General features: G+C 54.0%; 12 protein-coding genes and 1 tRNA gene. 9 read left to right on the top strand and 4 right to left on the bottom strand.

Features of this window, described 5'->3' with window-relative positions; translation table 11 throughout:
* On the top strand, positions 1 to 1,037 hold a 1,037-nt coding region (locus MVC73_RS07820), incomplete at its 5' end, for an ABC transporter permease (protein ID WP_297509323.1).
* Between the two features lies 1 nt (position 1,038).
* Here the strand turns inward: MVC73_RS07820 and MVC73_RS07825 are convergent.
* Positions 1,039 to 1,114 (bottom strand) — tRNA-Arg (locus tag MVC73_RS07825).
* Between the two features lie 92 nt (positions 1,115 to 1,206).
* On the opposite strand from MVC73_RS07825, the gene dcd reads away from it, so the two are divergent.
* From dcd to MVC73_RS07860, 7 genes are all read left to right on the top strand, one after another.
* Positions 1,207 to 1,680 carry a dCTP deaminase gene (gene dcd, locus MVC73_RS07830; protein WP_297509325.1) on the top strand — a complete coding sequence of 158 codons (474 nt, stop codon included), beginning with the start codon at positions 1,207 to 1,209 and terminating at the stop codon, positions 1,678 to 1,680.
* 282 nt (positions 1,681 to 1,962) lie between these two features.
* Positions 1,963 to 2,166, top strand: a complete 204-nt coding sequence (hpkA, locus tag MVC73_RS07835) for an archaeal histone HpkA (RefSeq protein ID WP_297509329.1) — start codon at positions 1,963 to 1,965, stop codon at positions 2,164 to 2,166.
* Between the two features lie 67 nt (positions 2,167 to 2,233).
* Entirely contained in the window at positions 2,234 to 3,505 is a 1,272-nt protein-coding gene (locus MVC73_RS07840) for a TIGR04013 family B12-binding domain/radical SAM domain-containing protein (RefSeq protein ID WP_297509332.1), read from the top strand.
* Between the two features lie 44 nt (positions 3,506 to 3,549).
* Positions 3,550 to 3,879, top strand: a complete 330-nt coding sequence (locus MVC73_RS07845) for a hypothetical protein (protein ID WP_297509335.1) — start codon at positions 3,550 to 3,552, stop codon at positions 3,877 to 3,879.
* A 45-nt stretch (positions 3,880 to 3,924) separates the two neighbouring features.
* Positions 3,925 to 4,323, top strand: a complete 399-nt coding sequence (locus MVC73_RS07850) for a toprim domain-containing protein (RefSeq protein WP_297509338.1) — start codon at positions 3,925 to 3,927, stop codon at positions 4,321 to 4,323.
* Positions 4,320 to 5,678 (top strand): DNA primase DnaG, encoded by a 1,359-nt coding sequence (gene dnaG / locus MVC73_RS07855; protein ID WP_297509341.1) that lies wholly within the window; start codon positions 4,320 to 4,322, stop codon positions 5,676 to 5,678. The genes MVC73_RS07850 and dnaG overlap by 4 nt, the downstream gene beginning before the upstream one ends.
* Positions 5,679 to 5,800: 122 nt before the next feature.
* The gene (locus MVC73_RS07860) at positions 5,801 to 7,519 is read left to right on the top strand and encodes a glutamate--tRNA ligase (protein WP_297509591.1); all 1,719 of its coding nucleotides are present in this window, start codon (positions 5,801 to 5,803) and stop codon (positions 7,517 to 7,519) included.
* Between the two features lies 1 nt (position 7,520).
* Here MVC73_RS07860 and MVC73_RS07865 read toward each other — a convergent pair whose 3' ends face one another.
* The 3 genes from MVC73_RS07865 to MVC73_RS07875 all read right to left on the bottom strand — a co-directional run bounded on the left by MVC73_RS07865 (position 7,521) and on the right by MVC73_RS07875 (position 13,395).
* A complete protein-coding gene (locus tag MVC73_RS07865) occupies positions 7,521 to 8,813 on the bottom strand; it encodes a sodium-dependent transporter (protein ID WP_297509361.1) in 1,293 nt (430 codons plus the stop codon).
* A 124-nt stretch (positions 8,814 to 8,937) separates the two neighbouring features.
* On the bottom strand, positions 8,938 to 11,430 hold the full coding sequence (gene malP, locus MVC73_RS07870; protein WP_297509364.1) for a maltodextrin phosphorylase: 2,493 nt from the start codon (positions 11,428 to 11,430) through the stop codon (positions 8,938 to 8,940).
* A 90-nt stretch (positions 11,431 to 11,520) separates the two neighbouring features.
* On the bottom strand, positions 11,521 to 13,395 hold the full coding sequence (locus MVC73_RS07875; RefSeq protein WP_297509367.1) for a phosphoenolpyruvate carboxykinase (GTP): 1,875 nt from the start codon (positions 13,393 to 13,395) through the stop codon (positions 11,521 to 11,523).
* 141 nt (positions 13,396 to 13,536) lie between these two features.
* On the opposite strand from MVC73_RS07875, the gene MVC73_RS07880 reads away from it, so the two are divergent.
* A complete protein-coding gene (locus MVC73_RS07880; protein WP_297509594.1) occupies positions 13,537 to 14,622 on the top strand; it encodes an NDP-sugar synthase in 1,086 nt (361 codons plus the stop codon).
* Positions 14,623 to 14,632: the final 10 nt, after the last annotated feature.

Here is a 14,632-nt window from a genome sequence, read left to right on the forward strand (position 1 = left end):
CCGCGTCAACGCTGATCGGCATAATGGAGAACGTGAGCGTTGACGGCCAGAAGGTATTCCGCATAACCAGGTATCCAGACGAGAGCGCCGGACTGGAGGCGGTAAAGGCAGGCAGGATTGACGTTCTGTTGGTTTTCCCAAGGGGATTCGGCAGAAACGTGAGCAGTGGTTTACAAGGGAAGGTCTACGCCTACTTTGACAGGAGCGACCCCCAGAAGTACCAGATAGTAAGCGGTGTCGTTAAGGGCTTCTTCTCGGAGTTCGAGAGGGAGATGACATACAGAAAGCTCAACATCACCCTCAGATACGTTGAAGTTTATCTGCCAAAGAACATTTCCGCAAACTTCTCGCCTTTCATGGTAAGGGCCTACCTTGTGGGGATGATGGACCCAATAGACCTCAGGGAGGAGGCCGTTACGGGTGAGAGGCCCTCACCGATAAAGTTCTACGTGACGAGCTTCATAGGCATCCAGTTCCTCTTCGCCACGATGCTGACGGTTTCGAACCTGCTCTTCGAGGAGATCGAGAAGGGAACGCTGAGGAGGATCGCCGCCTCACCTGCCACCGCCTGGGACTTTCTGATTGGAAAGATGCTCTCGACCTTCATTGTGATAACGGCGAGCATACTGATAGGGATAGGCTACTCCAAGGCAGTATTTAAGGAGACTGTCTTCCCGGGCCCCACGGGATGGCTCATAATAGCTCTTTCAGCGGTCTTCTCGATGAGCCTTGGGCTGGCAATAGCGATGGGAACGAGGAGCATGAAGGCAACGAACGCCCTCGTGAACCTGATCTCGATGCCCCTGCTTTTCTTAGCTGCCATAGTCATTCCCGAAAGCATACTGCCCGGGTGGGCGAGGCCGATAGCGGACTACTTCCCGCTCGGCACAGCAGTCAAGGACCTAAGACTCTTGGAAATCTACCACAGGGCTCCCGCAGAAATCCTGCCAGATATCGTGTGGCTGTCCGTAAGCTCTCTAGCAATGTTCCTGATAGCGGTGCTCCTCTACAACTGGGCAGTCAAGAGGCTCCAGTAAATGGCGGGCCGGGCGGGATTCGAACCCGCGACCTTCGGCTCCGAAGGCCGACGCCCTATCCACTAGGCCACCGGCCCGCGATGCCTCAGGAGTGGTGGCCTTCAGCACAGCCCATCACAGGCCAGTGGGTTTTTATTTACCCGGATTATAGCTCTTTCGGTGGTGCTAAATGATACTGCCGGACTGGAAAATAAGGAAGGGAATACTGATAGAGCCGTTCTCGGAGGAGTCGCTACAGCCGGCCGGCTACGACCTCCGCGTTGGCGATGAAGCCTACGTGGAAGGAAAGCTCGTGGACGTTAAGGGGGAAGGGAAGGTCACCATACCGCCGGGTTCATACGCTCTCATCCTCACCCTTGAGAGGGTAAAGCTTCCCGATGGCGTCATGGGGGACATGAAACTGAGGAGCAGTTTGGCCCGGGAAGGTTTGCTGGGCTCCTTCGCGTGGGTTGACCCGGGCTGGGACGGGAAGCTAACCTTGGGCATTTACAATGCCTCCCACGAGGCCGTTGATCTGGAATACGGGGAGAGGTTTGTGCAGATTGCCTTCGTGAGACTTGAGGGGCCGGCCCGCAATCCCTACAGGGGAAACTATCAGGGAAGTGCTCATATTGCGTTTTCTAGGAGGAAATCGCGCCGGTAGTGAATTACCAGCCAATACTCCAAGCTAGGAACAACATCCACAACGGCAACCCGGCTGAACCTCCTAGAAGAGCCCATCTAGGTGGGGCCTCCTTTTGAGATTTAAACAATTGTCGAGAACTTTGCTGGTGTATCCGGTTGGGTGGACCTCTTCCGGGGCAAACGGAATGTACTTTAAGGTTCACTGGCAGTTTGGACGGTTGAGAGGGCTTAGTTACCGAAAGTTTTATATACCTCCGTTCATCTAAAGAATACCGAAGAAAACCTTAAGGAGGTGTTGTGAATGGCCGAGCTCCCGATTGCCCCGGTTGACAGGCTTATAAGGAAGGCCGGCGCCGAGAGGGTCAGCGAGGAGGCAGCCAAGGTCCTCGCCGAGTACCTTGAGGAGTACGCCATCGAGCTCAGCAAGAAGGCCGTTGAGTTCGCCAGGCACGCCGGCAGGAAGACCGTCAAGGCCGAGGACATAAAGCTTGCCATCAAGGCCTGATGGCCTTTGGCTTTTCTCCCCGTTTTTGTCCCGTTACGGTTTTAAAGTTCTTCTTCAAGTGCCGACCATGCCCGAGATAGCGGTCAGAATGACAAAGCGCAACCACAACGCATTCGTCCACCTCCTCGGTGCCCTTGAGAGCCAGGGCTTTGACCTCGGTGAACTGCTGATAACAAAGGACTTCAACGAGATTTTGAAGGCGAGGCCAAAGGTTGTCCTATACTCCTTCTTCACGGAGGAGATATGGGGGAACCTGCCACGGGAAGTAAAGCTCCTGAAGGAGAGGGGGGCGCTCTTGATAGCGGGTGGCTACCACGCGATAGCGATGCCGAAGCACACGCTAAAGCTCGGCTTCGATATAGCGGTCATCGGCGAGGGTGAGGAAGTTCTCTACCAGCTTCTGACCGCTCTCAAGAAAAAGGACTACAAAATAACAAAAGAGCTGGCGAGCATAAGGGGGCTCGCCTTCTACCTCAACGGCGAGTTCACCTTTACCGGCTTCGCCAAAGTCGAGGACTTCTGGAGGTTTCCGCCCTACCCGGAAAGCGTCCGCCTGATTTCCCCAATCGAGATAAGCAGGGGCTGTCCCTTCCGCTGTTACTACTGCCAGACACCCTACATCAAGGGCTTCCGCATGAGGCACAGGCCGATAGACCAGATAGTGAGGTATTCGCGCAGGATGAAAGATATGCGCTACATAACTCCAAACGCCTTCGCCTACGGCTCGCCGGGGGCAATACTCAGGCTGGACAAGCTTGAGGCCCTCCTCAAGGCCCTTCAACCCCTCAGAAAAGAGGGGAGGAGGCTCTTCTACGGCACCTTCCCGAGTGAAGTGAGGCCCGAGTTCGCCCTTCCAGAGACGCTGGAGTTGCTTATCGACTACGCCGACAACAGGCGCTTGGCCATAGGTGCCCAGAGCGGGGACGATGAGATGCTCAAGGCCATGCACAGGCTTCACAAAGTTGAACACGTCATGAGGGCAGTGGAATACATGGTCGAATACGGCTTCGAGCCTGTGGTTGACTTCATAGTCGGCCTGCCCAACGAGAGCGTTGAAAGCCAGAGGAAGAGCATCGAGCTCATGAAGTGGATTATGAGGAAGGGCGGGAAGGTGAGGGCGCACTACTTCATGCCCCTGCCAGGGACTCCCTGGGCGAGGTGTAAGCCCTCACCCCTGAGCGACGAGATGAAGAAGTTCCTCGGCAGGATGGCTGCAAAGGGGAAGATTGAAGGTTCATGGGGAAAACAGATTGAGCTCTCAACGAGACTCCAGAAGCTCATCGAGGAGTTCTACGAGGAGCCTATGAGCTACCACGGAAAGATAAGAGAGACCTGCTGAGCAAAGGTTTTAACGCCCTTCACCTTACTGAATCCGGTGGTCGTATGAGGGATGTTGCAGTTATCGCCCTCATCCTGATTACCGCCGGAGCGTATTACGTTCTGAAAGGGGACGCAGTGGGTGCGCTTTCTCTGGCTGCAGTCTTCCTCGGGGTTTACGCCCTGAGCTTTAAGCCAAGGCTTGGGGCTCTCATGCTCTACGCCTTCATAGGCTTCCTCCTCGGCTTCGCCCTTGCAATAGCCATAGGCGTCAAAACGAACGCTACCGGCTGGAAGTCGGTAATACTCTGGGCGTTGCCCATTCTGGGAACTCTTCTGGCAGTATACGCTGGAAAGAGGAGTAACTACAGGCTCTGGTGGAGCCTCAGGCCATGACCCAAAGACTTATAATCCGGTTCATTACTTCAGCATGAAAGTGAAATGTACGCCGAAAACTATAAAAGATTCCTGCAGATTATAGACGAACTGCGAGAGTTTGAAGGTGCCCTCATCGTGGAGGGCATGCGAGACGAGGTGGCCCTGAGAAACCTGGGGGTCAGGGCGGAGATAATAAGGCTCTCACGCCTGCCCTTGGCCGAGGTGGCGCTCATTGCCTCATCACATCGGGACGTCATGATACTCACGGACTTCGACAGGAAGGGCGAGGAGCTTGCAAAAAAGCTCCTCAGGTACCTTGAGGGCTACCCCTGCAGGGTGGACGTAAAGACATGGAAGGAGCTCAGAAGGCTCGTAAAGAAGGACGTCAAGGGTGTGGAAGACCTTTACGAACTCTACCTTAAGGTCTCCGTTTCTGACCCCCGGAGGGAGGGGATTCAATGAAGAGGAAAAAGGCAGTGCTTCAGCACGTTTTGGCTGAAAAGCGAAAAAAGGCTAAAGAGGGTGGTTTCATGTCTGGAAAGGACGAATTCGGAACGACCAAATACGTTATCTACGCAGAGTTTGAGGCTAACGGTGTTGTGGAAAGGCCCGACGTCGTCGGGGCCATCTTCGGCCAGACCGAGGGTCTTCTCGGGGACGACCTCGACCTGAGGGAGCTCCAGAAGACCGGAAGGATTGGTAGGATAAGGGTTGAGGTTCACAACAAGGCCGGGAAGACCTACGGAACCATTACAGTCCCGTCAAGCCTCGACAGGGTCGAGACGGCAATACTCGCGGCGGCTCTGGAAACTATTGACCGCGTTGGGCCGGCCGAGGCGAAGATAAGGGTTCTCCGCATCGAAGATGTGAGGGCAACTAAGAGGAAGTACATAATCGAGAGGGCCAAGGAGATACTTGAGACCCTTATGGAGCAGGAGATACCCGAGACCCAGGAGCTCACGGAGGAGGTCAAGAAGGCCGTTAGAGCTAAGGAACTCATCGAATACGGGCCAGAAAAGCTTCCAGCCGGGCCTCACGTGCCGTTCTCCGACTCAATCATAGTCGTTGAGGGCAGGGCGGATGTCCTCAACCTGCTCAAGCACGGCATAAAGAACGCCATTGCCGTCGAGGGAACCTCGATTCCAGAGACCATAATCAAACTCAGCAAGGAGAGGATTGTTACAGCGTTCACCGACGGCGACCGCGGCGGGGAGCTGATCCTAAAGGAGCTCCTCCAAGTTGCCGATGTGGACTACGTTGCAAGGGCACCAGAGGGGAAAGAGGTCGAAGAACTGACCAAGAAGGAGATAGTGAAGGCCTTAAGGAGCAAGGTTCCGGCAGAGCAGGTCATTAACGAGATGTTCAACAAGGGGAAGAGCTTCTACGAGCTCATAAAGGAGCGCTCGGAGGAGAAAAGCGAGAAGCCCCAGCCTCAGGTTCAGCCCCAGAGGATGGAGCACAGGGTCAAGCCCGAGGTAAAGCCCGAGCCGAAGGTCGAGAAAATCGTTAAGCCCATAGAGAAGTCGGCGAGCCCGGAGCTTGAGGAGTTCTCGGAGTTCATAGAGCGCGTCAAGAAGGACGGCGTTGCTCTGCTCCTCGACGAGAACAAGAACGTCGTAGCGGAGATACCGGTGAGGGAACTTACCAACCAGCTCAAGGAGCGCAAGGACGTCTACGCAGTCGTCTTCAACGGCGTGATAACCCAGAGGCTCATAGACACGGTCAGCGAGACCGGCGTCCGCTACCTCGTCGGCGCGAGGAAGTACAACGTTGTTAGAAGGCCCGTCCACCTCAAGATAATCACCTTCGCGGAGTGACTTCCTTCTTTTCCTTCATGATTTTCTTGTGGTTCTGGGTTATGGGGTGTCCGTGAGGAGGGAGCAATTCCCAGGGACTAACCTTTATAACTTTCCCGCCTCTTCTTTTCCCGGTGGTGGAAATGGAAGTTGAGACGCTCATCTGGAAGTACGCCCTGGTTAACGCTTACACCCACAAGGGAAAGGCAAACCCGAAGGCGGTCATCGGAAAGGTTCTCGGTGAAAACCCCGAGCTGAGGCCAAAGGCCAGGGAGATAATCCCCCTCGTGAACGAGATTGTCGAGAAGGTGAACTCCCTCAGCCTTGAGGAGCAGAAGGCGAAGCTGAAGGAGCTTTATCCCGAGTTCTTTGAGGAGAAGAAGGCCAAGAAGGAGAAGAAGGGCCTCCCACCGCTTCCAAAGGCCGAGAAGGGGAAAGTCATCACGCGCTTCGCCCCGAATCCGGATGGAGCTTTCCACCTCGGTAACGCCAGAGCGGCTATTCTAAGCCACGAGTACGCGAGACTCTACGACGGCAAGTTCATCCTCCGCTTTGACGACACAGACCCTAAAGTCAAGAGGCCTGAGCCCATCTTCTATGACTGGATTAAGGAAGACCTGGAGTGGCTCGGCTTCAAGATTGACGAAATCCACATAGCAAGCGACAGGCTTGAACTCTACTACTCCTACGCCGAGAAGCTGATTAAGATGGGCAAGGCCTACGTCTGCACCTGTCCGCCGGAGAAGTTCCGCGAGCTTAGGGATAAAGGAATCGCCTGTCCCCACAGGGACGAACCAGTTGAGGTTCAGCTCGAACGCTGGAGGAAGATGCTGAACGGCGAGTACAGGGAAGGAGAAGCGGTCGTCAGGATAAAGACCGACCTCAAGCATCCGAACCCAGCGGTCAGGGACTGGCCGGCGTTGAGGATCATAGACAACCCCAACCACCCGAGGACGGGCAACAAGTACCGCGTCTGGCCGCTGTACAACTTTGCATCAGCGATAGACGACCACGAGTTAGGGGTTACCCACATATTCCGCGGACAGGAGCACGCCGAGAACGAAACGAAACAGCGCTACATCTACGATTACTTTGGCTGGGAATACCCGGTAACGGTGCACCACGGCAGGCTCAGCATTGAAGGGGTTATCCTCAGCAAGTCAAAGACGAGGAAAGGCATTAAGGAGGGCAAGTACCTTGGCTGGGACGACCCGAGGTTAGGAACGATTCGCGCCCTGAGAAGGCGTGGAATACAGCCAGAGGCGATAAGGGAGCTAATCATAGAAGTTGGTCTGAAGAGAAGCGACACGACGATAAGCTGGGACAACCTCGCGGCAATAAACAGAAGGATAATCGAGCCGATAGCCAACCGCTACTTCTTCGTCGCCGACCCGGTTCCGATGTACATAGAAGGTTATGGGGAGGAGCTTGTTGCCGAGATACCCCTCCACCCGGATTACCCCGAGAGGGGAATGAGGAAGCTCAAGTTTGTTCCCGGAAAGCCGGTCTACGTTTCCAAGGACGACATGGAGCTCTTTAAACCGGGCAACTTCGTAAGGCTCAAGGACCTCTTCAACGTCGAGATAGTTGAGGTGGGGGAGGAAGGCGTAAAGGCGCGCTTCCACAGCGTTGAGTACGAGATAGCCAAGGAAAACCGCTGGAGGATGGTGCACTGGGTAACCGAGGGAAAGCCCTGTGAAGTCTGGATCCCCAAAGGGGAGGAGCTTATCGTGAGAAATGGCCTCCTTGAGAGCGACGCCGACGTTAAGGTGGACGATGTAGTCCAGTTCGAGCGCTTCGGCTTCGTTAGAATAGACGAGGTAAAAGACGGAAAGGTGCGGGCGATATTCGCCCACAAGTAAATCATGTCCCTTCTTCTGTCCCTTTCTTTACAAGGCTGTCTCCGAAGAGCCCAAAGAGCACCACTATCGCGGCCAGTATTGCTGAGAGTATGTAAACACCGCCCATCTTGCCGTAGAGGTAGAAAGCTCCTAGGCCGGCTATTGCAAAGATAAGGGATGCAAACACCGCCACACCTTTCTCAACACCGGAAGCCTTGCCGGCTATGATTGGATACGCCTCGTAAATTGCTGTAAAGAACGTTGATATCGTCACTGCTTTGAGCATCATGTCCGCTATGCTCGGAGGTGAGTCGAGGATTCCAAGGCCGAGGGCGATGGCCGTGAGGTATGTTGCCGCCTTACCCCTTGAGACCTTCATTGTGGACTCGACAATCTGGAGGCCCACCTCCGCCGTGGGCAGTATACTTGTAAGCCCGGCGAAGAAGATGGATGTAGCTATAAGGGCGAGCAGCAGGGGGTGGTGAGAGAGTATGGTGGGCAGGTCACCCATGAATTTTATAGCACCTTCCTCTCCGCCATAGGCGTACTCAGCCAGTCTCTGAACGGTCGCGAGGGATACCGAATAGACCACTATAAAAGTTGAGAAGATGCTTATCAGGAACTCAATGAAGATACCGGAACCGATTATGAGCTTTGCATTGAAGCGCTCGTTGAGGAAGCTTCCGAGCATGAGATAGAAGGCGAAGCCAAGCCCCACTCCGTATATTGCCCTCACGGCGGCGTCCTTTATCATGTTGAAGGTAATCCCCGGCCAAGAAAAAACCATACTTTTGGCTGTGTTGAGATAAGCAGGGTTCTCTGGTATAACAACCTTGAATGCTATTGTCGTGACGATAACGGCTATGACGAACAGCAGCGAGCCACCGGCCATTATCACGAAGGTCTTTTCCTTGGCACGGGTGATTATGACGAAGACAATGGCAAACATTAGGAGCTTTGCTATTAGCCTCCCAACCGTTCCCGTTCCCAGAACAGGTGACAGCAAGCTCAGCATGACGTTGGCTGTGTAGTATGAGAGAAACATGACGATTACTATGAAGAACGTCAGGACTATGGCCGGCTTCTTGAGAACCTTCTGAAACAGCTCGACGAAGTAGTAACCGGACTTCATGACGGTCTCAGTTTCAAGGATGGCCAGATATGCGAACAAAGCCAGGAAAATCACGTGGACTATCAGCCCTGTCATACCGTACTCCAGCCAGAACTGAGGGAATAAACCGATGCTCCCGATTCCCGTGGCAAATCCCGCCACGAGAAACGTTATGTACAGCGTCCACTTTTTCATTTCATCCATATCCATCACCCAATTTGATTTTTCATGGGGGTCTAGGGTTCAAAGTAAAAAAATTTAACTGTGCAAAAGTCACACTACCAAAAAAAGTCTGATACATATAGGAACAAGTAGAAAATTAAAGGGCCTAATCGAGACCAAGCCACTTGACAAGTCCTAAGAGGAACTTGTGCGGGAGCTTCTCGTGGTGCGGATGAATCCTCACCGCGTAGTGCCAGCATGGGTCGCCGAGGTGCTTGAGGGCACTGCCCTCGTATGTGTAGAGCCATTCGTTCTCCCCGGCCTGCTCCGGATGCCTAAGCTCAACTATGTGGGGCTTCTCTATCTCGTATCCCCGAGCACGGACGCCGTAGTAGAGCTCCACCTTCACGTCATCGGGCCTGAGGCTGTCCAGGTAAACCCTGACCTCAAGCTTGCCGTCCTTGACGCTTGCCCCCCTAAGTTCGACCTTCGGCCACGCTGAGGTAACGCGGTCCTTCCATGCGGCGATTTCCCTAGCCCCGCTGTAGTCGTCCCTGGTGAGCCAGATGTGGTTGCTCATTGCCTTTGAATAGAACTTGTCCATGTATTCCTTGACCATCCTGTGTGTGCTGAAGCGCGGGGCTATGCTCTTTATGCTCTCCTTCATCATGTAAATCCAGCGACTCCTGTTTTCATAGTAGGTTGGGATTACCTCCTCCTCAAGGAGTCTGTAAAGGCTTTCTGCGTCCTTTGCATCGTCCGCCTCGGTTTCGGGCTCGGTCGTTTCTTCACCGATAACCCAGCCGTTCTTGCCGTTGTAGCCCTCAACCCACCAGCCGTCGTAGATGCTGACGTTTAGAACACCGTTCAATCCAGCTTTCATACCGCTCGTTCCACTCGCTTCAAGTGGCCTGCGCGGGTTGTTGAGCCAGACGTCAACGCCGGCAACCATCAGCCTTGCGCTACCCATGTCGTAGTTCTCCATGACGAATATCTTGCCCCTGAACTCCGGCATAAGGCTGACTTCATAAACCCTCCGGAGGAACTCCTTACCGGCCTCATCCATCGGGTGCGCCTTTCCTCCGAAGACTATGTAGACAGGTCTCTCCGGGTTGTTGAGTATCTTCTTCAGCCTTTCGAGGTCGCTCAGGATGAGAGTTGCCCTCTTGTAGGTTGCGAAACGCCTGGCGAAGCCTATTATGAGGGCGTTCTCGTCCATAGCGGGTATCGGGTCGTCTATTCCTAACCTCTCGTTCCTCTCTATTGCCTTCCTCCTGAGGAGTTCAATGAACTGTCTCTTGGCCTCTAGATGAGCCTCCCAGAGTTCTTCATCAGGAATTCTCTCGACGGCGTACCAGATACCCTCGATGTTGGTGTGCTCACGCCAGACCTTGCCTATGTAGCGGTCGAAGAGCTTGCGCATCTCGTTGTGCACCCAAGTCATCGTGTGGACGCCGTTGGTTATGCCCTCGATGGGTATCTCGTTGAGCGGAACCCCCGGCCAGAGGTCCTTCCACATTTTCTTGCTTACCTCGGCGTGGAGCTTGCTGACACCGTTGACGTAGCTCGAAGTTCTTATAGCCAAGAGAGTCATGTTGAGCTGATCTCCTTCGCGACCGAGTTCGAGGAGTTCTTCTCTCCCCTCAAGGAACTTTGAGAGCCTCTTCCTCACTTCCTCAATCGGAAACCTGTCGTGGCCAGCGGGAACGGGTGTATGAGTTGTGAATACAGTTGTCCCCCTCACCAGACTTAGGGCTTCGGTGAAGTTGAGACCATCATCCATGTGCCAGGCTATCCTCTGGAGATTCGCAAAGGCAGGGTGCCCCTCATTGAGATGAACGACACCGGGCTCAATTCCAAGGGCCTTGAGAAGCCTCATTCCACCTATTCCGAGAAGTATCTCCTGCTTTATCCTCTTGTCCATCTCGGCGTTGTAAAGGTAGTCGCAGATAGTCCTGTCGTCGGGGCCGTTCTCGGGAACGTCGGTGTCGAGGAGGTATATCCTCACGCGCCCCACCTTGACCTCGAAGGCTCTCGCGTAGACAATCCTGTCCTCTATTGGAACCTCAATCAGGAGTCTGTTGCCGTTCCTGTCGAGGACGGGCTTGAGGGGCATCTCCTCGGGTCTGTACTCGGGGAATATCTCCCTCTGCCTTCCGTTCCTGTCTATCTCCTGCCTGAAGTAGCCGTGCTTGTAGAGGAGGCCTATCGCTATAAACGGAAGACCGAGGTCGCTCGCGGTCTTGACGTGATCTCCTGCGAGGATTCCAAGGCCACCGGAGTAAATCGGGAGGCTCTTGCTTATGCCGTACTCCATGCAGAGGTAGACTATCGGCTTGTCCCACTTGGGATAGTTGGTGGAGAACCACGTTGATTGGGGGTTCATATAGCTCTCGAACTGCTCCATAACGAGCTCGTAGAGGTTCATGAAGTCATCGTCCCTGAGGAGCTCCTTAAACCTCTCCCCGGGCGTGTCCAAGAGGAGCTTAACCGGGTTCTTGTACTCCCTCCAGTGCTCCGGGTCAATGCGCTCCCAGAGCTTCGTGGCCCTTCTGTTCCAGCTCCACCAGTAGTTGTAGGCCAAATCCGCAAGTCCTTTCAGGGAATACGGAAGCTTCTTTCTTATTTCATCCTGAGTGCAACGGAGGCTCTCGGCCATCTCGATCACCCTGTATCATTGGTAGTGATACTAATGTTTTCGTCCTTTAAAAATTCTCCCATCGTTGAGTGACGAAAAGGAAAGAGAAGGTTAGGAGCCCTCAAGGGCAAAAGGACTGATGTAGTCGCCGTACTTCTCCTTGGCCTCAAGCAGACGCTTCCGCTCTTCCTCCAGAACTCTGAAGAGCTCCTCCGGGACATCTCCAACCTTCTCGCGGTAAATCCCCTCAATCCTCTCTATCTTGGCCAGCAACTCGGGAACCCTTATCATAAACTGCTTCTCGTAGTCCTCCCTGGTGTAGTCCTTGCCAAGGACATCCTTGAAGAGCTTCACGAGGTCGCGGTACCTCGGAATGTAACCTATCGGGGTCTCTATTGCATCGACGTCGTTGTGAACCCTGAGCTCCATCCACTTGAGCCACACCGCCTTGTCCAGCTTGTGGTTAAGCCACTGTCCGTTGTCGCGGAGGAAGTAGTTGACGGCGAATATCTTGGGGGCCTTCTTCAGCTTTCTGCCGAACTCAAGGTAGTTCCGGAGGTAGTCACCGAGGTGGACGCTCATGAAGTCGAGGATGGCCATCGGGTTGAAGGCCCTAACCCCTTCCTTTCCGAGCGTTGCCGCGGTCGTCTCGCTCTCAAGGGAAGCCCCCATCGTTATGACTCCGTGCTCCCAGTTGAAGGCCTCCCTAACCGGTGGCCATGTGTCGGCATCCCTTCCTCCGAATATCATTCCGCCAATTTCAACACCGCAGGGGTTCTCCAGAGCCTCCAAATCGGCGTTGGGGAAGTGCTCAAGAGAAACGGTGAAGCGGGCGTTCTTGTGGCTGGGCGGTATCTCGTTGCCCTCTTCATCTTTCTTGCCTCTCCACCACTTTCCGCTGTGGTTTTCGCCCTCGTCTGGAATCTCAATCCCCATGTCGTTCCAGTAGGGCTTTCCGTCCTTCACCAGAACGTTCGAGAAGATTATCTCAACCGGCGAGTGGAGAACCTGCCAGATTATAGGGTCGTCCTCCGGGTTTACTCCCTGGATTATGCCGAAGACACCCTTCTCTACGTTCGCTCCTCTGGCCACTCCGTTGACCGGAAGGATGAAGCTCAGGTCATCGCCGACTATGTTCTCCCACGGTATCATGGCAGTTGAGGTCTTTCCGCACATGCTCGGGTATGCCCCTGTGAAGTAGGTCTTCCTGCCGTGTGGACCGTTCACTCTCATTAGAAACATGTGCTCGCTGAGCCAGCCCTCCTCGACGGCCCTCTTGATCGTAAGGCGGAAGGCGAGCTTTTTGAGGCCTATCGTGTTCCCGCCGTACTGGGTGTTAACTGAATAAACAGTCTCATCCTGAAGGTCGATGTATATCCTCCTCTTATCGAGGTTCTTGCTCGTCTTCCTCTCGTCCAGCTCTCCGGCGGAGTGAACGAAGCGGAAGAACCTAGCCTGTCTCCCCAATCTCTTGAACTCCTCGTAGCCCTTCCTGTAAAGGATGAACTCGGAGTGGGCAACGTAAGCGGAATCGGTGAGCTGAACGGCAGGAATCGTGAAGATTGAGTTTTTAGGCCCTAAAACGAAGAAGCAGACGAAGAGCTCCTTGCCCTTCATGATACCCTTCATGAGCTCGCGTATCTCCTTCAGGCCTTCGTCCCTGTCCTTGGTGTTGATGTAGGGGAGCTTCTTTCCGCCCGGCAAAAGGGTTGCGGTGTTGGCCTTGTCCCGAGCTTGGTCGTAGTAGTTGTCGTAGTGGACGGTGTGGTTCGGCGTTTCGAGCATCTTCTCTTCTCCATAGTAGAGGGCCTTCCAGCGGACATACTGCTCGTCCTCCTCGCTGTCGGTGCAGACGAAGACCCTCTCGGGTTCAAGCCATCCAATCCACTCCGCCAGAAAAGCATGCAACTCGGGGTTGTCTATGGCCTTTATCTTCTCGAACTGCTCTTTGTCGAGGAGCTTCTCAAGCCTTTCGAGGGGTTCCATTGTATCGCCTCCGAGACCAGTTGACCGATGCCTTAAAATAGTTGCTGGAGCTGATATAGTCCACCGCTGTCTCCAATAGGGGAGCGATGAACAGGGTAAAGTATTTTAACGCCGTTCCATACAATTTAGATGGTGCACTGTATGAAGGCAGTGATTCTGGCCGGGGGAAGGGGAACGAGGTTACTTCCGCTCACTGTCTATAGACCCAAACCAATGATACCCTTCTTCAACAGACCCCTCATGGAGTACGCCCTTGAGAACCTGATAAAGGCGGGAGTTGACGAGGTTTACGTTCTGGTCGGCTATTTGAAGGAGCGCATAATTGACTACTTCGGGGACGGGAGCAGGTGGGGAATTGAAATCCACTACTCCAACGGGGACAACATAAAGCTGGGAACTGCCGGGGCAACAAGGAAGGTTGTAAAGCACATGGATGATTCTTTCTTCGTGGTTTCGAGCGATGTCCTCACGAACCTCGACCTCAGGGCCCTCTACGAGTACCACAGGGAAAAGGGTGCCCTGGCGACAATAGCGCTGTCGAGGGTTGATGACCCAACCCAGTACGGAATAGCGATAATCGACGGTGAGGGAAGGATACTCCGTTTTAAGGAGAAGCCCAAGCCGGAGGAGGCATTCAGCAACCTCGTAAACGCCGGCATCTACGTCTTTGAGCCAGAGACCTTCGACCTCGTCCCGGAGGGGAAAAACTTCGACTTCTCAAAGGACCTCTTTCCCCTAATGCTGGAGAACAGCCTGCCCCTGTACGGCTTTCCTTTCAGCGAGTACTGGAACGACGTTGGAAGGCCCTCCAGCTACCTTCAAGCAACGGAGGACGTCTTCCTCGGAAGACTCATCTTACCACAGATAAAAACCGAAACCCTCAAGGGCAACCTCGAATACGGAGGGGCGCTCTTCACGGGAAGGAGATGCATTCTGAGAAGGCCTGAGATCAGGGGGTTTGCGGTGATAGGAGACGATGTGAAGATAGGGAGAAACGTTAAAATTGAGCGCTCCGTTATCTTCTCAGGGGCGACCATAGAGGAAGGAAGCGAAATCAGGGAGGCGATAATAGGAGAAAACGTCCACATAGGCAAGGGCGTCATAATACAGCCCGGAAGCGTTATAGGGGATAACACCCTGATAGAGGATTTCAGCAAGATTGGCTCGAACGTCAAAATCTGGGTTGAATCAAGGATTGGAAGGGAAAGTATAGTACTCCCTGACTGAGGTGATGAAG

It is taken from the genome of Thermococcus sp., assembly GCF_027052235.1.
GTDB lineage: Archaea > Methanobacteriota_B > Thermococci > Thermococcales > Thermococcaceae > Thermococcus.